Source organism: Ohtaekwangia koreensis (assembly GCF_900167975.1).
In the GTDB taxonomy this organism is placed as follows: Bacteria; Bacteroidota; Bacteroidia; order Cytophagales; family Cyclobacteriaceae; genus Ohtaekwangia; species Ohtaekwangia koreensis.
In genome coordinates this window covers 532,374-554,756 of record NZ_FUZU01000002.1, presented here as the reverse complement: position 1 = coordinate 554,756, position 22,383 = coordinate 532,374, and the positions used below count along the sequence as shown (strand labels likewise).

General features: G+C 40.6%; 17 protein-coding genes. 9 read left to right on the top strand and 8 right to left on the bottom strand.

The window, feature by feature from the left end; genetic code table 11:
- Window positions 1-10 precede the first annotated feature (10 nt).
- On the top strand, window positions 11-1,243 hold the full coding sequence (locus tag B5Y40_RS15360; RefSeq protein WP_079687677.1) for an aspartyl protease family protein: 1,233 nt from the start codon (window positions 11-13) through the stop codon (window positions 1,241-1,243).
- Here the strand turns inward: B5Y40_RS15360 and B5Y40_RS15355 are convergent, their stop codons facing one another.
- The gene (locus tag B5Y40_RS15355) at window positions 1,244-1,717 is read right to left on the bottom strand and encodes a hypothetical protein (protein ID WP_079687676.1); all 474 of its coding nucleotides are present in this window, start codon (window positions 1,715-1,717) and stop codon (window positions 1,244-1,246) included.
- A 133-nt stretch (window positions 1,718-1,850) separates the two neighbouring features.
- Here B5Y40_RS15355 and B5Y40_RS15350 point away from each other — a divergent pair, with 133 nt between their 5' ends.
- Entirely contained in the window at window positions 1,851-2,963 is a 1,113-nt protein-coding gene (locus B5Y40_RS15350) for an NAD(P)/FAD-dependent oxidoreductase (protein WP_079687675.1), read from the top strand.
- Window positions 2,964-3,056: 93 nt separating this feature from the next.
- Window positions 3,057-4,079 (top strand): sugar phosphate isomerase/epimerase family protein, encoded by a 1,023-nt coding sequence (locus B5Y40_RS15345; protein WP_079687674.1) that lies wholly within the window; start codon window positions 3,057-3,059, stop codon window positions 4,077-4,079.
- Between the two features lie 15 nt (window positions 4,080-4,094).
- On the opposite strand, the gene B5Y40_RS15340 is transcribed toward B5Y40_RS15345, so the two are convergent.
- Both B5Y40_RS15340 and radA read right to left on the bottom strand, forming a co-directional pair.
- The gene (locus B5Y40_RS15340; protein ID WP_079687673.1) at window positions 4,095-4,985 is read right to left on the bottom strand and encodes a UbiA family prenyltransferase; all 891 of its coding nucleotides are present in this window, start codon (window positions 4,983-4,985) and stop codon (window positions 4,095-4,097) included.
- A 49-nt stretch (window positions 4,986-5,034) separates the two neighbouring features.
- The gene (gene radA, locus B5Y40_RS15335) at window positions 5,035-6,408 is read right to left on the bottom strand and encodes a DNA repair protein RadA (RefSeq protein ID WP_079687672.1); all 1,374 of its coding nucleotides are present in this window, start codon (window positions 6,406-6,408) and stop codon (window positions 5,035-5,037) included.
- A gap of 110 nt (window positions 6,409-6,518) precedes the next feature.
- Between radA and B5Y40_RS15330 the strand changes: the two genes are divergently transcribed.
- Both B5Y40_RS15330 and B5Y40_RS15325 read left to right on the top strand, forming a co-directional pair.
- Entirely contained in the window at window positions 6,519-8,459 is a 1,941-nt protein-coding gene (locus tag B5Y40_RS15330) for a DUF3857 domain-containing transglutaminase family protein (RefSeq protein WP_079687671.1), read from the top strand.
- A 6-nt stretch (window positions 8,460-8,465) separates the two neighbouring features.
- On the top strand, window positions 8,466-10,370 hold the full coding sequence (locus B5Y40_RS15325) for a DUF3857 domain-containing transglutaminase family protein (protein ID WP_079687670.1): 1,905 nt from the start codon (window positions 8,466-8,468) through the stop codon (window positions 10,368-10,370).
- A 3-nt stretch (window positions 10,371-10,373) separates the two neighbouring features.
- Here B5Y40_RS15325 and B5Y40_RS15320 read toward each other — a convergent pair whose 3' ends face one another.
- Window positions 10,374-11,183 (bottom strand): SDR family oxidoreductase, encoded by an 810-nt coding sequence (locus B5Y40_RS15320; RefSeq protein WP_079687669.1) that lies wholly within the window; start codon window positions 11,181-11,183, stop codon window positions 10,374-10,376.
- Window positions 11,184-11,297: 114 nt separating this feature from the next.
- Between B5Y40_RS15320 and B5Y40_RS15315 the strand changes: the two genes are divergently transcribed.
- Entirely contained in the window at window positions 11,298-12,152 is an 855-nt protein-coding gene (locus B5Y40_RS15315) for a lysophospholipid acyltransferase family protein (protein ID WP_079687668.1), read from the top strand.
- Between the two features lie 55 nt (window positions 12,153-12,207).
- On the opposite strand, the gene metK is transcribed toward B5Y40_RS15315, so the two are convergent.
- Window positions 12,208-13,464, bottom strand: a complete 1,257-nt coding sequence (gene metK, locus B5Y40_RS15310) for a methionine adenosyltransferase (RefSeq protein ID WP_079687667.1) — start codon at window positions 13,462-13,464, stop codon at window positions 12,208-12,210.
- Window positions 13,465-13,550: 86 nt separating this feature from the next.
- Window positions 13,551-14,261, bottom strand: a complete 711-nt coding sequence (locus B5Y40_RS15305; RefSeq protein WP_079687666.1) for an SAM-dependent methyltransferase — start codon at window positions 14,259-14,261, stop codon at window positions 13,551-13,553.
- 69 nt (window positions 14,262-14,330) lie between these two features.
- Between B5Y40_RS15305 and B5Y40_RS15300 the strand changes: the two genes are divergently transcribed.
- The 3 genes from B5Y40_RS15300 to B5Y40_RS15290 all read left to right on the top strand — a co-directional run bounded on the left by B5Y40_RS15300 (window position 14,331) and on the right by B5Y40_RS15290 (window position 20,504).
- Entirely contained in the window at window positions 14,331-14,543 is a 213-nt protein-coding gene (locus B5Y40_RS15300) for a DUF2905 domain-containing protein (protein WP_079687665.1), read from the top strand.
- A 96-nt stretch (window positions 14,544-14,639) separates the two neighbouring features.
- Window positions 14,640-19,418, top strand: coding sequence for a hypothetical protein (locus B5Y40_RS15295; RefSeq protein ID WP_079687664.1), 4,779 nt, complete (start codon window positions 14,640-14,642; stop codon window positions 19,416-19,418).
- Window positions 19,419-19,499: 81 nt separating this feature from the next.
- Window positions 19,500-20,504, top strand: a complete 1,005-nt coding sequence (locus B5Y40_RS15290; RefSeq protein WP_079687663.1) for a DUF3500 domain-containing protein — start codon at window positions 19,500-19,502, stop codon at window positions 20,502-20,504.
- 4 nt (window positions 20,505-20,508) lie between these two features.
- On the opposite strand, the gene B5Y40_RS15285 is transcribed toward B5Y40_RS15290, so the two are convergent.
- Window positions 20,509-21,000, bottom strand: coding sequence for a GNAT family N-acetyltransferase (locus tag B5Y40_RS15285; protein ID WP_079687662.1), 492 nt, complete (start codon window positions 20,998-21,000; stop codon window positions 20,509-20,511).
- Between the two features lie 12 nt (window positions 21,001-21,012).
- Window positions 21,013-22,383, bottom strand: coding sequence for a formimidoylglutamate deiminase (gene hutF, locus B5Y40_RS15280; protein ID WP_079687661.1), 1,371 nt, complete (start codon window positions 22,381-22,383; stop codon window positions 21,013-21,015).

Genomic DNA, 22,383 nt, shown 5'->3' with positions numbered 1-22,383 from the left:
ACACGTTTGTATGGTGCGTATAATTCAGGCTTTGCTCTTTACCCTTGTTTGTGTTAAAAGTCTTTCGGCTCAGACATTAGGATTTTCTCTTCCTCCTGGTCAGAAGAAAGTACAGATGCCTATAGAGATTTATAATAATCTCGTTGTTATTCCCGTGGTGTTGAACAACTCCCTTCCGCTAAAATTTATCCTTGATACCGGTGTACGCACGGCTATACTTACTCAAAAAACATTTACAGATATTCTCAATCTTCAGTACTCACGCAAGTATACTATATCAGGCCCTGGCGGAGAAAAATTAGTAGACGCATATGTTACCAACAATGTAACGTTGGATCTGCCCGGTATTCAGGGACGTGGTCATGCGATGCTCGTATTGGATGAAGATTACCTGGAGCTTAGAAACTACCTCGGCACGGATGTGCATGGTATATTAGGATACGAATTGTTCAGTCGCTTCATTATTCAGATCGACTACGAAAAGAAACTCCTCACATTTACCACTCCAGATAAATTCAGGAAGCCAAGAAAATTCCAGACGCTTCCCATGAAAATCGAAGACACAAAGCCCTATATTATTTCGCCTATATCTTTTCAGGATGGCACAACGATGAACGCCAAATTACTGATGGACTCAGGAGCCAGTCACGGTTTGATGCTCGACCCGGCAACAGACCAGCGGATCATAGTACCGGAACATGTAGTTAGCAGCGTGATCGGCCGAGGACTTGGCGGAGAGATTGTTGGTAAGGTAGGACGGATCAAGTCTATAGATTTCGGAACCTATAAATTAAATAACGCGATCGCTAATTTTCCGGATCCCAATAGTTATTCTGATAGTATAAAAATCGGAAATGTTTTTCGTAATGGCGCTGTCGGAGGGGAAATCATGAGCCGCTTTACCGTTATTTTTAATTTTCCCCAGGAAGAAATTTATATCAAGAAGAACGCCTCCTTTAAAAAAGGATTTCACTATAATTTGAGTGGTTTGATTGTGAAAGCAAAGGGCTCACAACTAAATGTGTTTGAAGTAACGGAAGTACGTAAACAATCTGTGGCAGACAAAGCGGGTATACAAGCAGGCGATATCATTACGAGTATTAACGGAATCACCACACAAGTGCTTAACCTGAACCACCTCAATGGATTTTTTAACAGCAAGCCAAAGAAGAAAATCCGCCTTGAGATAGAAAGAAAAGGTCAGCGGATGCGAAAAGAATTTGCACTCGAAGATCAGATTTGATTAATGCGAAAGCTTAAGCAAGAACTCTTTTCTTTTTTGATACACTTGGTATAGATAGAGTTGCGTTCTGCGAAAGCGAAGCGAATTCTTCAGGGTATTATATATGGCTTCGGGCGAAAGATTTTGTTTCAGTAAATAGTCCAAAACATTGCTGCCGCCAAACGCCTCTTTATAGTTGGAGTTCTTTAAGACCATGATAGGAATATCTTTCGTCTTCTTGTTACTCGAAAGCGTTTGGATAGTCTCCCTTAATTCTGTTTTGCCCAGGTTATCATCGATGATGGCGAAATTAGGATTAAAGCGAATAAGCCTTTCCACTGTGCTCTTTAAGTCAAATGCTATCTCGGTAACAATTTTAAAGCCTTGTACCGCCTGCAGATTTTTCAGCACCGAACTCAATTCAATAGGATTATTGCCGACAAGCAGTATATGCATGGGCTCCGATGATGATGAATCTTTGATAATTGTTTTCATATTGCCAACTGGGTTATGTAACAGTATATAAACGTAAAAGGTTACTTAACAAGATTGGGCCCGTTGCAATTTTTTGACTACAGACCACTATTTTTCACCAAGAATTCTCAAATAAGGAAACTTTAGACAAGAATTGAAAAAAATTTTAATCGTAGGTGGAGGACTTGCCGGTTTAATTTCGGCTATAATTTTAGCGCGCAAAGGTATTGAGGTGCTGGTTGTGGAGCGAAAAGTATATCCATTTCATCGGGTGTGCGGAGAGTATATTTCAAATGAAACGATTCCCTTTTTAAAATCACTTAAGCTTCTTCCGGAAGAATTTTCTCCTTCTCAAATTAACAGGCTTCAACTCTCTGCCATCAGTGGTAAAAATGAGATCCTGCCGCTTGATCTTGGCGGTTTTGGAATCAGTCGCTATATATTAGATAACTTCCTTTACAGCAAGGCTCAGGAAGCAGGAGCTGAATTCTGGCTAAATACAGACGTAGAAAATGTTTCTTTCCAGGATAATAAATTCGCCATTGCTACATCACGGTCGGAAGTATATGCTGACATCGTGATTGGTGCTTTCGGAAAGAGATCGAAGATGGATGTTCATCTCAACAGGTCTTTTATACAGAAGCGTTCTCCGTATGTAGGTATAAAGTATCATCTCAAAACAGATCATCCACACGACCTTATTGCTCTTCATAATTTTCCCGGTGGCTATTGTGGAATGAGTAATATAGAAGAAGGCAAAACAAACCTCTGTTATCTCACACATCGCGATAATGTGAAGAAGTATAAAAACATTCGTGAAATGGAGGAAGCAGTGCTCTTCAAAAACCCGTTGCTGGAATCTGTTTTTAAGAATGCTGATTTTCTTTTTGAAAAACCAGAGGTCATTAACGAGATCTCCTTCGAAACAAAATCACTCGTAGACAATCACATCCTGATGGCTGGCGATGCCGCAGGAATGATTACTCCGTTGTGTGGCAACGGCATGGCAATGGCAATTCACGCGTCCAAAATTCTGAGTGAACTTGTAATCCGGTATTGTGAGGAGGAAAGTTTTTCAAGAGAGCAACTTGAGAAAAACTATATATATCAATGGAGAAAAAATTTTGCTGGCAGAATTTGGGCAGGTAGGCAAATTCAGAAATTGTTTGGCAATGAATGGGCCTCTAACGTTGCTATAAATTTAGCGATCAATGTAAAACCTGTTGCCAGAATCATAATGCGCAACACACATGGCGAAGTGTTTTGACTTTCACAAAGCATATTTACCGTTGATTGATGTTCAGATAATTTTTCGAGATCAATTCTTTAACTTCCATTCATCATCAACCATCCTACAACCATGAACCATGAAACCAATCGCAGATCATTTCTTCGCTCACTTGGACTAATTACCGTTGGCGCAACCGCAGGAGCTTCATTCTTGTCAGCATGTGGAAGTAAGCCTTCCGGTGAAAATCAGCAAGCAGCAACAGACACAACAGCAACTGTTGAGCAACCCAAAGATTTATTTTTCAAGATCTCTCTGGCGGAGTGGTCGCTTCACAAATCTCTTTTTGAAGGAAAACTAACGAACCTTGATTTTCCTGCGAAAGCAAAGAATGACTTTGGTATTTCGGCTGTTGAATATGTAAACCAGTTTTTCAAAGACAAAGCGAAAGATCAGGCTTACCTTACCGGTCTTAAAAAGCGTTGTGACGATCTCGGTGTAACGAGCGTGTTGATTATGTGTGATGGCGAAGGTGAACTGGGAGATGCCGATGCAAAGAAGCGCTTACAGGCTGTTGAAAATCATTACAAATGGGTAGAAGCCGCGAAATTTTTGGGCTGTCATTCTATACGTGTGAATGCCGCAGGCGAAGGTAAAAGAGAAGATGTAGCCAAGGCTGCCACAGAAGGACTGCGTAAGCTTTCCGAGTTTGCAAAAAATACCGGTATAAATGTTATTGTTGAAAACCATGGCGGTTACTCTTCCGATGGCCAGTGGTTGAGTGGAGTTATAGCGGCCACGCAAATGGACAACTGTGGTACCTTACCAGACTTTGGTAACTTCTGTGTTAACCGCACAAAACCAGAAGCAAATACACCGGAGGCATGGGAGAAAACAAAATGCCTTGAAGAATACGATCGCTATAAAGGAACACAAGAGTTAATGGCGTATGCGAAAGGCGTAAGTGCCAAAACACACGAGTTTGATGCGCAAGGAAATTGTGTTGAAACCGATTATTCAAAAATGCTCTCGATCGTAAAGGCTGCGGGATATAGCGGGTACATAGGAATAGAGTATGAAGGACAAACCTTGGGCGAGGAAGAAGGTATTCGTGCAACCAAAGCCCTCCTTGAAAAAGCCGGGGCTACCGTCTAACAACTATATATATACTCAAAACATCTGCCAAAGCTGTGTTGAGTCCAACAACAAGTAGATGAAGAATATATTTAAACATGTGGCTGAAATAAAATTCAGCCACATGGTATGTTTATGATCTGCTTTCGATTCATTCTGAATCACTCTTAAAAACCAATATAGGAAAAATACAATCACGGGGAACATCGCTCCCAGAAACACCCACGCATAATTATTTATAAAGAACGCGTTGAAATAAAGTATATATCCGATCGATACAATTGAAAACAGTGCGCCTACAAATAAAAATGTTCCGCGAACGCCAAGCATCAAACTAAAAGTTTTATCTCCACGAATTGAATCTTCGTCGTGTTGGTATACCTGTGTCATAGGATAAGTGCCCATTAACAGCGCACTGCTTAATAATCCAGGGATTATGACCGAAGCCCTCAGGGCATTTTCCAATGGAAAACGATTAATACCAATGTAGCACATTACGAATGCAAATAGTCCCTGGAACAGGCTCACGATCAGCCAACCGGCAATAGGATATTTTTTAAGCCGTATAGCAGGATGGCTATAGGCTTTCGAAATGAGCCCGTAAATAAAAATCATTATCGCAAAAACAAGAGAGATCTTGATCAGTGCAAGAACAATTGCAACTGCATCAAAGAGCAAGGAAAGATAGTATAGATCTTTTTTTACTTTCGGAGGATTCTTCAGGCCTCCTATACTTTTTTCATCCTTGTCGAAATAACTGTTATAGCCATTGCTGGCAGGGTATAGGAAGAGATGTACAACGATGAATGTCCACAACAGCGGCTGCGCACTTAGATTAGGAGAGATTGCAAGGCTAAAAAAGAAAACCGGCATCAAGTAGTAAGAAAACGGTATTCTCAAATGAAGCCACGAAGAGCGCGAAAACATAGTCTTATTTTAACGTTTGAATGTATTTATACTTTCTCTCCGATTCTGACTAACCGAATAAATCCTGAAACACCTCTGTTAATTTTCCAAAAGCTTTTACTTTAATGTTGGTCTTCTTCATATCAATAGATTTCTGATTGAACTTGGAAATATATATTTCCTCGAAGCCAAGCTTTTCTGATTCTGAAATACGCTGCTCAATTCGGTTCACAGCACGAAGCTCTCCTCCCAATCCGATCTCTGCTGCAAAACAGAATTTATCCGATACTGGAATTTCCTCCATCGATGATATTATTGAAATACAAATAGCGAGATCTATGGCCGGGTCTTCTACTTTAATTCCTCCCGCCATATTTAAAAAAACATCCTGCGTACCCATTCTGAAACCACAGCGTTTTTCCAACACAGCAAGTAGCATGTTCAATCGCTTCTGATCAAAACCGGTAGGCGTCCGTTGAGGTGTGCCGTACGATGCCGGGCTCACCAAAGATTGAATTTCAATCAGCAGAGGACGATTTCCTTCAATCGTTGCTCCTATAGTAACTCCGCTGAGCTGTCCATCTTTTTGTGAAATTAATATCTCGGATGGATTGGATACTTCACGCAACCCGGTGCCTAACATTTCATAGATACCAATTTCAGATGTTGACCCGAAACGGTTTTTCGTGGTGCGCAAAATGCGATACGCTAAATGACGATCTCCTTCGAATTGAAGAACCGTATCAACCATGTGCTCCAGTACTTTCGGCCCAGCCAACATCCCGTCTTTAGTGATATGTCCAATCAGAAATACCGGAGTATCGGTTTCCTTGGCAAACTTCATCAACTCGCCTGCGCATTGGCGCACCTGCCCTATACTTCCGGCAGCAGAATCCATTAACGGAGAGTAAAGCGTTTGAATAGAATCTATAATTACAATTTGCGGCTGAAGCGACTCAATGGCCAAAAATATATTCTTAGTATTGGTTTCAGTAAGGATGAAAAATCCCTTTGAAGAATTACCGAGCCTGTCAGCACGCATTTTGATTTGCTGCTCACTCTCTTCGCCCGATACATATAGCACCCGTAATAATTTGAGTTGCAATCCCACTTGCAGCATGAGTGTTGATTTACCTATACCTGGTTCTCCTCCAATCAAGACTAATGATCCGGGTACAATCCCACCCCCTAAAACGCGATTCAATTCATCGTCTCCGGCATGCGTGCGCACTTCCGGCAAAGCGTCTATCTCATTTAGTGCTTTCGCTTTAACAACTTTCGAACGCGGTGACTCTTGTCGCCACTCATTCTTATTGCTTTCTTCTTTGGTTACTATTTCTTCTGCAAAAGTATTCCAGCTATTGCACGATGGACACTTCCCCAGCCACTTCGCTGATTCATACCCACAACTCTGACAGAAATAAACTGTTTTTGGTTTAGCCAATTGATCAATATTTAATGTAAAGAGAGTACAAGCTGCAAAAAGAAATGATAAAGTTGCATGAATTTTTTATACTTACAGAACTAATCTAAAACCTTAACCTAACCTGTTGTATGAGGGCATTAATCCTGGGACTAATCGTCTCCCTTTCTGTGCAAACTATATATGCGCAGAAATCTCCTGTTAAATTTGGTGACATTCCGATGGAAGACTTGAAGATGAAAATCTATGACAAAGATTCATCGGCTTCCGCAGTTATTCTTTCCGATTATGGGGAAGCTTACGTTACGGTAACTGCCGTAAATGCATCACTAGTTTTTGAAAGACATGTTCGCATCAAGATTCTTACAAAAGAAGGATTGGATTGGGCGACTGCCGCGATTCAGTTGTACCATTCAGGATCGAACGAAGAGCGTGTTACGAAATTGAAGGCAACAACCTATAATCTTGAGAATGGTAAAGTTGTTGAAACCGACATGTCTAAAGACGGAATCTTTAAAGAGAAATACAATCGCAATATTAACCTCCAGAAATTTACATTGCCCAATGTGAAAGAAGGTTCCGTGATCGAATACTCTTACACGGTTTCATCTGAGTTCCTTGCTAATTTTCCTGATTGGCAATTTCAATATGATATACCGGTTCGTGCCAGTGAGTACTGGGCTCTGTTTCCTGATTTTTTCATTTTCGAGAAATATATGCAGGGATATGTAACGCTAACTTCTTATGAAGTAAAGAACAAAGCGAATGCAGATTTCCAGGTTCAGGCACATCATTGGATATCAAAAGATGTTCCGGCTTTCAAAGAAGAACCTTTCATGACATGTGAAGATGACTATGTCTCCAAGATCAATCTCGCATTGTCCTATATAAATTTTCCGGGTCGACCTGTACAAGAAATTATGGGTACGTGGGCAAAATTGAATACAACGCTATTGGAAGCTGAGAATTTCGGAAAGGCTATTACAGGATCGAACTTTCTGAAGAAAAAGGTAGAGGAGTTGACAGCAGGTCTCACGGATCCACAGCAAAAAGCGGCTGCTATATTTACGTATGTTCGTCAGAATGTAGAATGGAATGGTGTGAAAGACCGGTATGCAGATAACCTCAAGAAGATATTTGAAGACAAGAAAGGAACAGCTGCTGACATTAATATACTCTTGGCTGCTATGTTGGAGAAGGCCGACCTGCCCATTGAAATGATCATGTTGAGTACACGCGATCATGGATTTGTAAGACCAACTTATCCGATGGAAGAGCAATTTAATTATGTGATCTGCGCAGTAAAGATTGGCGATAAAAAAATCTTGTTGGATGCTACCGATAAATATCTGCCGATGGGTGTTTTGCCAGAGCGATGCCTGAATGGACAAGGGCTTATCATTTCAAAAGTAAATCATGGATGGATGAATCTTGATTCAAAGATGAAATCGAAGACTATCGTAAGCACAGATCTCGCATTGAAAGAAACTGGAGAACTTTCTGGCAAAGTAAATTATAGTTATGATGGGTACGATGCGCATCGCGTGCGGAAAGATTACTTCGCAAATGGCGAGCAGGATTATTTGAAAAGCTTTTTGGCTGATAAAACATGGGAAATCCAGAAAAGCGAATTTCAGAATTTGAAAGAGATCGAACAGAATGCCAAGCAACTTCACGAATTAGTAATCAGTGAACATTGCATAGTTACAGGCAACGTGATTTACCTGAACCCATTTGTAACATCACAGATGAAAGAGAATATATTCAAACACGAAAAGCGCGAATACCCGGTAGACTTTGGTAGCCCGAAAGATCAAACCTATATGTCTAAAATTGTAATACCGGACGGATATACTATAGATGAACTTCCAAAGCCAAAGGCGATGGCTCTTCCAGGTAATGCTGCCAAGTATACTTACAATGTTACGCAAACCGGCAATGTGTTAAACGTGATCAGCATGCTGCAGATCAACAAAAGTCTTTTCCTGCAGGATGAATATCCGCACTTACGCGAATTTTATAACCAGGTGGTTGCCAAGCAAGCTGAGCAGATTGTGTTAAAGCGAAAATAAGTTGAGATGAAAAAAATGTCATGGTTGTTGTTATGCACGCTGATATATACCAGCGTACTGGCGAAAGAAGATCCGAAATATCCGGTAAGTGCTATACCGGAGGATATGAAGACCGGAATGTATGCTGTAATACGTGAACGCGAATTGAAATTTGAAATCAATTCAGTAAGTAATGCAGTCATGCATTATCGGATTGTAATGACTATACTGAACTCAAATGCCAAACAGTATGCAAAGGAAGTTGTGGGGTATGATAAATTCAATATTGTAAAAGCATTCAGAGGAACAGTGTATGACGCTTCTGGGAGTGTGATAAAAAAACTAAAGCAAAATGAAATATACGATCAAAGCGCTTTTGACGGATCCTCATTATATAGTGACAATCGATTAAAGCGGGCAGACTTATCGCAAGGAACATATCCCTATACTGTTGAATTTGAATATGAAATTGAACAGAAGACGCTTTTCTCCGTTCCGGATTTTGAGCTATATCAGGATGATGAAATCACGATTCAAAATTCGAAGTATATATTGATATATCCCGCTGCATTAAAGCCGCGGTATAAACTGTTTAAAATTCCTGAGCCAAAGAAGGCAACCATCGAGAGTAAAGAAGTGCTTGAATGGAGTTTTGAGAACATCAAGCCTCAAAAATTTGAGAAGTTAAGTCCGGATAGAGTGATTCCAAATATAATGGCAGCACCTTATGCTTTTGAATTTGATAAGTATGCCGGAAACATGGATTCATGGGAAAATTTTGGAAAGTGGATAACGCTCCTTAATAAAGACAGAAATGTTTTGCCGGAGCCCACAAAAAAACAGATTCATGAACTAACAAAGAATGCAAAGAGCGAACAAGAGAAGGTTCGTATACTTTATGAATACCTTCAAAGCAAAACACGTTATGTAGGGATTCAATTAGGTATAGGAGGATTCCAGCCTTTTGAAGCCGCTGTTGTGGATAAAACTGGCTATGGTGATTGTAAAGCTCTTTCTAATTACATGGTATCGATGCTGAACGAGGTGGGCGTAAAAGCAAACTATATTCTCATTCGTGCAGGAGAAAATGCCCCTACGATGGATATAACTTTTCCAAGTTCACAGTTTAACCATGCTATTGTTGCAGTACCGAATGCGAAGGATACACTTTGGTTAGAATGTACAAGCCAGACAGCCCCATTTGGTTATATGGGAAATTTTACGGGAGATCGCTATGCTCTTATGATTACAGAGGGTGGAGGTAAACTTGTAAAAACACCAACCTATACAGCGGATCAAAACATTCAATCGCGCACAGCGGATGTCTTTGTAGAATTAACAGGCGATGCGAAAGCAAAGGTTACAACTACTTATCGCGGCTTAAAATATGAAGATGACGATTTAAACTTTGTTCTGAATCAACAGTATGACGATCAGAAAAAATGGATTCAAGAGAACACAAATATACCCGCTTTCGATCTTGCAAGTTTTAGCATGGTGAATAAGAAGAATATTATACCATCAGCTGTCGTTAGTGCAGATCTCTCTTTAAGACGTTTTGCAACCGTAAGTGGCAAGCGAATTTTTCTGACGCCAAACCTCATGAACCGTTCAACCTATATACCGGAGAAATTGGAATCAAGAAAGACCAATATAGTGTTAAGAACGCCTTATACGGACTTCGATACCATCCGCTATCATCTCCCGGAAGGTATATATCCCGAATTTTTGCCAGAGCCAGCAAAGATCAAATCACGCTTTGGTGAGTATGAAACGACATTCACTGTGGATGCAGGAAGCCTTCTGTACATTCGAAAAATCCGAATGAACAAAGGCGAATATCCTGCGGAGTCTTATAAAGAGCTTACGGATTTTTACAAGAACATCAACAAGGCTGATAACATGAAAATGGTTTTCATGAGTAAAACGTAGCGATTATTTTGTGATCGGTGCGTTTGATTCCTTAGCCATTACGTTGTAAACCAACGTATCTGCAATAGAAGGCAACCATTTATTTAAAAACACAGCGAGCTTACCTTGGGTAGTTAACACCAGGGTTCGCTTGCGTTTAATGGTAGCCTGGTAAATATGGTGTGCACATTCTTCTGCGCTCATCATTTTTTCTTCCTGACGAGGTGATTCTCCTTGCTGACTTCCATCTTTGGTAAGAGAGCGCTTTCGAATATTGGAAGATGTAAAACCAGGACATGCAGTTAATACATGGACTCCTGTCTTTAATAGCTCGGTACGCAATACTTCCAGAAATCCGTTTAGTGCAAACTTCGAGGCAGAGTATCCTGTGCGACCGGGAAGCCCACGAAAACCAGCAATAGAAGATATACCGATAACGGAACCTTTGTTCTTTGTGATCTCGGGAAGGCAATATTTCGTGGCATACAACACGCCATAGAAATTTATATCCATCACTTTTTTCACAACATCAAGATCAAGTTCTGAAAAAAGCGCTCGCATGGAAATACCAGCGTTATTAATCAGTATATCTATAGTTCCATAAACTTTTATGGCTTCTTCTGCCATTTTACGATTGTCGTCTTCAACACTAACATCTGACTGAAGACCGTGAATCGTAATTCCTTTGCTCTTTAATTCGTCAACGGTCTTTGCAAGTTCTTCCTTGTTTCGGCCCGTTATTAAAATTCGAGAACCTTCGCTACCGAATTTCTGAGCCAATGCTTTTCCAATACCGGAAGAACCTCCTGTGATGATCACCACCTTATTTTTCATGATGCAAAATATAAATTAGTTAGATATGTAATCACCAGAATGTATCCTTCGTTCTGTCCTATCTCAATACTCACGTCTAATTCTTAACTTGAGCCCTCAAAGAATTTTGTTTCAATGCTTTTAGTCAGGTTATTATCACGATTACCTTTTTGGATACTTTACATCATTTCTGATTTTCTGTTTTTCATCACCTATTATATAGTAGGCTATCGTAGAAAAATGGTTCAGAAGAATCTCAGGAACTCCTTTCCTGAGAAATCTGAAAAGGAGATTCGTAAAATTGAAAAGCAGTTTTATATCAACCTTTGCGATTATGGAGTTGAAACATTAAAGCTCTTTTCCATTCCGAAAGCAGAACTCGCAAAGCGAATGCTATTCAAAGACATAAGCATCATTGAGAAGTATAAAGCACAAAATCAATCTGTGGTGATTCTCGCATCTCATCAGTTTAATTGGGAATGGCTGCTTTCGTCCGGCAATTTCAATTTACCCGTGCCGGTAGATTTTGTTTATCAACACCAGAGCAGTGAATTCTTTAATAGATTTTCGTTGATGTGTCGCACGCGGTTTGGTGCTCACGCCATCGGTCGACATGATGTAGCACGTGAGCTTATCAGGCGTAAGAATATACTTCGAGGTATAGCTATTGTCAGTGATCAATACCCGGGTTTAAAGAAGGATAAGAAATATCAGACCCGATTTTTAAATCAGGATACCGTTTTCTTCCTTGGTGCGCACCAGATTGCCATTTTAACACAATACCCGGTGGTATATGCGCAGGTAAAAAAAATAAGGCGAGGCTATTATGAAGCATCATTCGTTCCGATAGCGGAGCCACCATATACCAGGGAAGACTTTACATTGATCGAGAACTATATAAAGTCAGTGGAGAGCGTAATCCATGAGAATCCTGCGGGATGGCTATGGTCTCATAATCGCTGGAAGACAAGGCATTTGAAAAAAGATTAGAAATGAAAAGGGCGATGATCACTCATCGCCCCTTCTTTTTTGTTGTGCTATAGGGTTAGCTCAGTTTAAAAGCTTTTTTAACCTGATCAACGTGATCAAGTTTTTCCCATGGGAATAATTCAACTTTTACTTTCTTCTCAGAAGCCTTGCCCTTGTTGAAAATTTTCTCAACCACTTTGGATTCGCGTCCCATGTGTCCATAAGCAGCAGTTTCTGCATATATAGGAGTACGCAGGCTGAAACGTTGTTCAATAAAATAAGGACGCATATCAAAAATCTTGGCAACGCGCTTTGCGATCTCGCCATCATTTTCCTTCACTTTAGAAGTGCCGTATGTATTAACATACAGACCTACCGGTTGAGCTACGCCAATTGCATAGGCAACTTGTACCAACACTTCGTCACAAACACCTGCAGCTACCAGGTTTTTTGCAATGTGACGTGTAGCATAAGCAGCAGAACGGTCAACTTTAGAAGGATCTTTGCCAGAGAAAGCACCGCCACCGTGAGCACCTTTTCCACCATACGTATCAACGATGATCTTACGACCTGTTAATCCTGTATCACCGTGTGGGCCACCGATAACAAACTTACCCGTTGGATTAATGTGATATTTAATATCGTTTCCAAAAAGCTTTTGAACACGTTTAGGAAGTTTCTTCGTAATGCGTGGTACTACAATGTTGATGATATCATCTTCAATCTTCTTCAACATCTTCGCATCCTTGTCGAAGTCATCATGCTGAGTCGATACAACGATCGTATCTATACGCTGAGGCTTATTATCATCACTATATTCGATCGTTACCTGAGATTTTGCATCAGGGCGTAAGTATGTCATTACTTTACCTTCTTTTCGAATTGTTGAAAGCTCTCTTAATAATAAGTGAGCGAGTTCAAGCGGAAGCGGCATATAATTATCCGTTTCGTTCGTGGCATAACCAAACATCATCCCTTGATCGCCAGCTCCTTGATCTTCTTTCTTTCTACGCACAACACCCTGGTTGATATCAGGTGATTGCTCATGAATGGCTGACAGGATACCACATGAATTCGCCTCGAACATATATTCGCTCTTAGTGTAACCGATCTTACGGATTACTTCGCGAGCTATATCTTGTACATCAAGGTATGCTTCTGATTTCACCTCACCAGCTAATACTACCTGTCCGGTAGTAACAAGTGTTTCACAGGCAACTTTAGAGGCGGGATCGTAGGCTAAAAAATAATCGATAAGAGCATCCGAGATCTGATCGGCAACTTTGTCGGGATGACCTTCGGAAACCGACTCTGAGGTGAATAGATAAGGCATATAAATTAATTGTTTATTATTAGTTTTTGCGGCGTCAAATTTAGGTTTTAAAGTGTAAAACCAAAACTCTATAAATCTAATAGTGTTTAAGGAGATAAAAACAAAAACACAGCCGGAGTTTTAGGAAACTGCGATTTAACAGTCTTCCATTTTTTAACTGTAAAAGTTTTGATGTACTCATCTTTGCCAGTAACATCTATAGCAACGCAAAGCAGCGTATCGTCTTTTAGATTTTTAAGAAGTACCGACATGATGGCGTTGTTTCGATACGGAGTCTCAATAAAAATCTGTGTTTGATTTTTGGTATGAGATTCTTTTTCGAGTGCCTTCACGATAGTGGAAGCATCTTTTCCATCGAAAGGCAGATATCCATGAAAGGTAAATCGCTGCCCGTTTAATCCTGAAGCCATTAGTGCGAGTAACAAGGAAGAAGGTCCTACTAAAGGCACAACCTGTATATCATTCTCATGGGCATATTTAACAGCCAATGCTCCTGGATCGGCTACACCCGGACAACCAGACTCTGAAATGACACCAATATCTTTTCCTTCAAAGACAGGTTTAAACATAACTTTGATGGCTTCGACCTTTGTATTTTTATTCAAAACTTCAAAGGCTAAGGCTTCAATCGATTCGTAAATTTTCAGACTACTTAGATATCGCCTTGCTGTTCGTATATCTTCTGCCAGAAAGTATTGAATGGAGGGAAGTGCCTCCCGTATGTGAGGAGGGATAACAGCCTGTTGAGTTTCCTCGGCAATGACATTGGGTATAAGATAAAGTTTTCCCTTCTCCATGTAATGATTCGTATAAAGCTAAAGCGCAAGCTTCTTTAATTCGTGCTAAATTTCAGCATGAAATAACGTATGGGCAAACTGCTTATCATAATCGGTATAGTATTCATTGTTGCAGGAATAATTGTTATGTATAGTGACAAGATTCCGTATCTCGGGAAATTGCCGGGTGATATCCGGGTTGAACGCGAGAACTTCAGGTTTTATTTTCCGATGATGACTAGCATCATCCTTAGTATTTTAATCTCGTTGATACTCTATTTTATTAATCGGTGGAAAAATTAAGCAGCTTTCGTACGAGTAAGATGTCGTTAAACGTTTAGCTCCTGTCGGCCTTTAGTTTATTTAATCAATATTTACGAATTTCAGGGTTTAGTTTCTGTGAAGCAGGTTAGAACATATTTTTTCCTTCTTTCTTTTTTCCCGGCTCTATTGGTGTCGGCACAAAAGAAAACTCAGACTTCATCCATACCGCTTAATTTTCCCGACAGTGTCAGAATTGTTTTGGAAAATACCCGGAATGTAGATGCGTCCGTTGTGGGTGGCAGTTTTGCATCCGCATGGTCAAGCCTTGGTGCTGACCAACAGTTGACCATTCAACAACAAGTGCGGAAGATGAAACAAAAAAAACTTCCGCTGAAGCCAACACTGATCAATTATTTCGGAGCAATTGCCAATGCCGTAAGTGTTGAACATGCTGATCCTTCTAAGATCACTGGTTTTCTAAATGTAACGAACCAGGTAATAGAGAAAGAAACGCCACCACGCATTCAGAATTTTTTCCAGGGAAGTCGTACATTCTTTGAACATCACTCGCTCCATCACGAAAAATCCTTTCGACTATATGCAAAGGATGATGACTATACCTTTGACTACATAGCTCCGGTAGCTTCATTCGATATGAATGATACAACTTCTGCTCCTGCTGTCGATAATCAAAGTTATTCGGAGCCGCCTCCATCAAACGATTATAATGATCAACCCGTAGATTCCATTTTTACCGAAACGCCACTATGGATGAATCCTCCTCCTCAGCCTATTGTTGAAGGACCAGTGATTCGCTTTAATCGCGTTACGCTAAACTTTGTAACAAAATACGATTCAGTTTTTCTAAAGAACACAAAAGGCTCTCTCTCTCTTCGTGATAATACTTTTGTTGGTAAAGATGGCTCATTCGATTGGTCATCTGCATTGCTGAGCCCGGATAGTGTATACTGTAATCTTACTGACTATAATTTCAAAGTTACCAAGCCGGAACTGAAAGCCGACCTCGTAAAGTTTAACTATACAGGTAAAACACCGGGCCTGATTCCCGGTACATTTGAATTTAAATCACAACAGCGTAAAGATTCGGTTGCGTCAACGTATCCTCGGTTTAAATCTTTTCAAAGTACGTTGGCCATTCAAGGTATAGGAGATGAGAATGTGAAATATACCGGAGGGTTTTCCTTGACAGGACGAAAAATTTCCGGAGCCTCCGTTGGAGGAAATCCGTCAACAATAGAAGTGTTCCATAACGGTGAAAAAAAGATTAAAGCATTGTCTCCTGATTTTGAATTCACCGATTCGACTATATTCTCAAAGAAAACACGTATCAATCTTATCCATAAAAATGATTCTATCTCGCATCCTGCGGTGCGCATGAAATATACCTATGGAAAGGATAGTCTTCAAAAACTTTACGTACAGAAGGAAAGAGGTGCGCTCATGCACACTCCGTATTCTTCAACTTTCTTTAATGTAGATTTCTCGACTGATATCATCCGCTGGGATTTATTCTCTGACAGTTTGGACATGCGAACAGATGGAGGAAGAAATACGATACCGTTGATAATAGAGTCCGTGGACTATTATGATCCTGAAGATTTCCGCTTGTTAAAAGGCGAAGGTTTTTCTTTCCATCCATTGGCTTTAGTTGCCAGATATTGCATGAAGAATAAAACACGGGATTTCTATTCAGGAGATCTTGTACAATCTTCCGGCAAAGAGGTCCGAGACATTAAGGCAGCGATAGAATTTCTAAATGAAAAAGGATTAGTAGTATATAATCCAAAAACAGATATAGTACACGTAAAAGAGAAAGCCATTGTAATCTATAAAGCTAGTCTTGGTGAAATGGATTACGATAACCTCAAGATACATTCAGTGATTGACAGCACTGCGAATGCTACCGTCAATTTTGAGAAAGGGTATATGACGGTTCGAGGTGTAGATGAATTTAAAGTGAGTGATTCTCTTAACGTTCGCATCAAACCGGATAGCAACGTTATTACACTTTTAAAAGACAGAGACATAAAGTTTGATGGAACGATCAATGCCGGAAACTTTGAGATCAGCGGAAAAGGTTTTACGCTGAAATACGATAGCTTCTATATTAACCTGACGCGTATCGACTCGATTAATTTTTATGTGACGGAAAAAAATGCAAGAGGGCAGAACGTTCGCAGAAAGCTCAACAACAACATGGTGGGTGCTGACTCTGCCGCGGCAGCCGTAGGTGGTTTGGCAAGTACAAGTCAGAAATCAGGAACACTCTTTATTAGTAAGGCCGGTAATAAATCCGGAAAGAAAAAAATTCCAAATTTCCCGAGACTGGATGCCAGTGGAGGTGGTGTTATATACTTCAACAGGCCCGAAGTACTCGGGGGCGTTTATGATCAATCAATGTTTTTTGTGGTGCCACCATTTAAACTTGATAGTTTGAATGATGCCGATCCGGCCTCCATTAACTTCGATGGTACGTTTGTGTCAAGTGGTATGTTTCCGAATTTCAAGGAGAAACTTCATTCCAAACCGGACAAGTCTCTTGGTTTTGAACATATTATACCACGGGCGGGCTACCAGCTTTACAATGGCGATGCCAAAATGAAGGGTGCGTTGAATATGGATAATCACGGTCTTCGTGGAACGGGACAGATCGATTATCTGGCAGCAACGGTTCGGTCATACGATTTTATTTTTTACCCTGACTCTGTTATTACGAAAGGAAATCGTGCTACGATAGCAGAAAAGCAATTTGGTTCGGTAATGTTTCCTCAAGCATCATTGCCTGATTTTGAGATGAAGTGGTATCCGAAGCAAGACAAGATGCGATTAAAGAATCAGAAAGCTCCTTTCAACTTCTATGATTCAACTGCTCAGATGCAGGGTACACTTACCGTTTCGAAAGAAGGCGTTGCCGGAGCAGGAAAACTTGAGACACGGGGAAGTGAACTGATCTCGCGTAGTATGAACTTTACGGCAAATGATTTCAGTGCACGACATGCTCGCTTCAAAGTAAAATCAGAAGATCCCAACAAGCCTTTATTATATGGTGTAGATGTGCGTATGAAATTCAACCTGAAAGAAAACTATGCAGATATAAATCCGGAAGTAGCAGGTATGGCTGCGATTGAATTTCCATTCGCACAGTTTAAAACATCTATACCCGAAATGCGATGGGATCTGAAGGCTGAAAAGATTACCATGAAAAGAAATCCGGACGTACCGCTGGAGGAATCATATTTCTATACTACACGAAAGGAACTCGACTCTCTTAACTTCCTGGCAGACAAAGCAGAGTATAACTTGAAAACACAGGAATTAAAAGTAAGCGGTATTCCCTATATCATAGTCGCGGATGCGAAGATTACTCCTGAGAACAACGAAGTGTTGATTTTAGAAAATGCGAAGATCGGAACCCTGAAAAATACAACGATCATTCTGGATACTTTAAATGCTTATCACAGACTTACCGAAGGTGTGGTAGATATAGTATCCCGAAAACAATTTACAGGGTATGCCACCTATCAATATGTAAACTTCCTTCAAGATACATTTGCCATCAAAATGACAGACTTCCATTTGGAAGATATAGCATTGGAGGAGGTGTCGCGCAAGAAAAGAAAGACAGTAGCGACTCAACAAACCGTTGCTACCGGTTCCGTTCTTGATAAAGAGAAACTGGTGTTGGGAGCAGGTATGTACTATAAAGGCGACATGACGATGTACGCAACACGCCCTGCATTACAGCTTACAGGCTTTGTAAAACTTGACATCCGAAAAATTAAGAACTACAACACCTGGATTCAGTATACTCAGACTGGTGATGAGACTGATGTTCGCATTGATTTTGATAATGCCGTGACTGAAGGTGGAGGTCGTGTGAATGCGGGTTTACATTTCTCCAGCGATAACGAGCTATACATTACGTTTGTGAATGATAAAAAGATGGAGGAGGATGAGAACTTCTTCGAGCCAAGTGGTTCACTCCACTATGATACAGCATCACAGGAATTCAAAATTGAGAGTCTTGAAAAAGCTGCAGGAAACTCGCTCTCCGGAAAAGTGTTTGCCTATAATGACGAAACGCTCCAGGTTCGTTTCGAAGGTCCAGTGAAATTATTCAGCGGTACGAAAGATTTTAATGTTACATCGACTGCTATAGGACAGGGTAACATGACGAATAATGAGATCAAGATGAATTCTTTCATCATGGTAGATTCGAATGTACCGGTTACAGCATTTGATTTGATGGCGCGCCAAATTCAGGACGTAATCAAAAATGAAGGAGCGGATGAAGGTCTCGGTGATCAGACAGAGCTTCTTTATAAGATCGCAGATCTTGTTGGTGAACGTGCGGCAAAAGATTATGAGCAGAAAAGCTTGCAAGGTTATGTTTCATTAGGAACGCTAACGCCTCTTGCCAAGCCTCTTGTTTTCTCAAATGTAAATTTGAAGTGGTCTCAAAAGCAAAAGGCATTCTATAGCGAAGGCACTCTTGGTATGTCTAATATAGGGCGCCAGGATATTAATGGAGCGTTTGAAGGTTTCATGGAAGTGAAGAAAACAGAGGACGGTGCTCCTGTATTCAACGTATTTATAAAAGCTTCTCCTGAAGCATGGTACTACTTCGGCTTTGAAGATAATCGCTTAATGGTTCATTCATCCAATAGTGATTTCAACACAATCATTGCCAAAAAAAGTAATGCAGGAAAAGCTAAAGTGGGAGAAGTAGCTTTCATCCCCGGAAGTGACGATGAGACGCTCACATTCATTAATCGTTTCCGTCAGCAATATTACGGCATTGATATTCCGTATAGTCTGAGCGAAGGTTCTTCTGCAGCAAAGAAGAAAGAAGTAAAAGAAGAGGAGAAGAAAAAAGAAGACGATGGATTCTGATCCTTCCAGATATCGTATTGCTCCTTCTAGAAGCTGAACACAACAGGATCGTTTTTATCTGAATATTCAATAACTTCCGTCATGATAAAGTTATTGTATGCGTTTCTGTTTTGTAGCGTTACGCTGCACGCGCAATCTACCGAAGTAGTGCAGCGTGCAGATGATTTTCTTTCTTCATTATCGCCTGCCCAGAAAAATAAAGCTTTATACGAATGGAAGAGTGATGAGCGATTGAACTGGCACTTTGTTCCCAAAGACAGGAATGGTATATCGCTTCATGCGTTAGATGCAAAACAACGCGCAGTAGCCTTTGCGTTGTTAAAGTCATCCCTTAGTATCCAGGGATATCAGAAAGCAACCGGAATTCTTTCACTTGAAAAAATTCTGCAGCAAGTGGAAGGGCGGAAGGAAGATGATACGTATCGCGATCCGCTGAATTACTACTTTACTATATTTGGCAACCCCGAGGAAAAAACATTGTGGGGATGGCGTTTGGAAGGTCATCATCTCTCACTTAATTTTTCATCAGCGAATGGTGTAATGGAGTCCTCTACACCTTCTTTCTGGGGAAGTAATCCTGCTATAGTTCCTTCCGGTAATGACCGAGGAAAGAAGACATTAAAAGAGGAGATCGATCTTGGCTTCGAATTGATCAACTCGATGAATGATCAGCAACTCGCGAAGGCTCGCTTCGCAGATATAGCACTTCCTGAAATTGTATCATATAATAAACAAAAAGCAGAGCTCATTAATCCTACCGGCATTATATATACTGACCTTAACTCTGATCAAAAGAAAACATTTCTTCGGCTACTCGATGCCTATATTAAAAATTACGAGTTCGGTTTCTCTGAAAAGCTAATGGCAAAAATAAAGAAGGCCGGTATAGATCATTTAAGTTTTGCCTGGGCCGGAAGTTTAAAGCCGGGAGTTGGCCACTACTATCGTATACAAGGTCCGATGTTGCTAATTGAATACGATAACACACAGAATAACAGCAACCATATACATACCGTTGTTCGTGATCTTACCAATGATTTTGCTGCAGATATACTGCGAGAGCACTATATGAAAGAACACAACTGATGCTTTATATCGATTTAAGATCAAGTAAATAGAATCGATCACAAGCAAAATGACCAGTGCTTCCTAACGGTCCGGGAATTTTTTTGAAGCCAGCTTTATCATATAAATTCATCGCCTTGCCCATGGTGTTAAAAGTTTCCAGGTAGCAAAAGCTATATCTTTTTTCTTGCGCGGCTTGAATGCATGCCTCTAATACTCTTCTTCCTAAACCTAGTCCGCGTGCCTCAGGTAAGAAATACATTTTCTTCAACTCACAATAATCCTCTGGGCCACCTTGCAACGGCCCAATGCCACCGCCTCCAACTATTTTTCCATTCACTTCACATACATAGTATGCGCTGTATGGAGTTGAGTACGCGCGATGCATATCGTCAACCTCACGATCGTGAATGGCAAAACCTGCACCACCCGCACCGAATTCCGGCATAACAGTTCTTATAATATTCGCCACCGCTTCGTTATCAGAAGATGTGATTTGTCGAATTCCGAAATTCATCTTATGGACTTTTTAACTCAGTTTTTTAATTGCAGCAATGAAGTTCGCGTCAATTTTTTCTGATAGTATATGAACTTGATTCTTTACGATCCATTTTCCATTTATAAGCGTGCCGAGAATATCGCTGGAATCTGAAGTATATAGAATCGCTGAAAGCAAAGTGTCGGCATTAGCTAGTGCAAGCAATGGTGACTTTGCATTGAATACGATAGCATCGAATGATTCACCAATACCAAAGTATTCGTTCGGTGAAAAACCCATTGCTTTTCTTCCTGCATGAATTGTCTTTTGAGTTAAGATACCGGCACCGTCATCAAATGTATTCCGCTTATGCGTGGTGAAGCGTTGTGCATAATCTAACCAGCGAAGATCTTCCAGCGGATTTAAACTGATATGACTATCCGTACCTATAGACCATGAACCATTGTAAGCAGCAAACTCTGTAAGCCTGAAAATTCCATCTCCAAGATTACCTTCTGTACCGGGACATAAAACTGCATGTGCACCGCTCTGCGCAAGACGTTTCACTTCGTCATCATTTAAGTGTGTACAATGAACCAGGTGAAACCGGTCATTTAGCGGAAGATTATTCAGAAGCCATTCAACAGGTCTTTGCTTTAAGTAGGCAACACAATCCTCAACTTCTTTGAGTTGCTCAGCAGCATGGAGATGAAAAGGTATATCCTTGGGTCCCTCCTGAAAAGTGGATACTATATCTATAGGATCAACAGCTCGTAAAGAATGGACGCTGAAACCAAGTTTAGCATGCGAATGATTGGACACAACCGCAGCGGAATCCTCCAGCAAATGAAAGTATGTTTCGGTTGTATTCGAAATAAACCTTCGTTGACGTGGTTGTGGATCTTTTCCGAATCCCCCTTTTTGATAAAATACCGGAATGAGTGTGATCTTTATTCCGGCAGTTTTAGCTGCAGATACAAGACGCTCACCCATTTCTGCCAGGTGAGTATAAGGCTTGCCATCTTTATCGTGATGCAGGTAATGGAATTCGGCTACGTGTGTATAGCCCTTCCGTAACATCTCTGCATAAAGCATGGTTGCAACCGCTTCCACCTGGTCAGGGTCAAGACTTAGTGCGCAACGATACATTGCTTCGCGCCAGCTCCAGAAATCATCTGTTGAACCTGCTGGATGTTTCTCGGCCATACCAGCCATTGCATATTGAAATGCATGGGAGTGTGCGTTTTGGAAACCCGGTAATGCAAAGCCATCCACCATTTCTATAGCAACAGGATGTTCCGGCTTCGTGTCAGATAGAAATTGAATTATACCTTCATTATCTACACCTATATATGCTGGCGATAACCAGCCATCTGCTTGCAATAATGCTTTAAGCTGAAAATATTTTAAAGGCTGGATCAT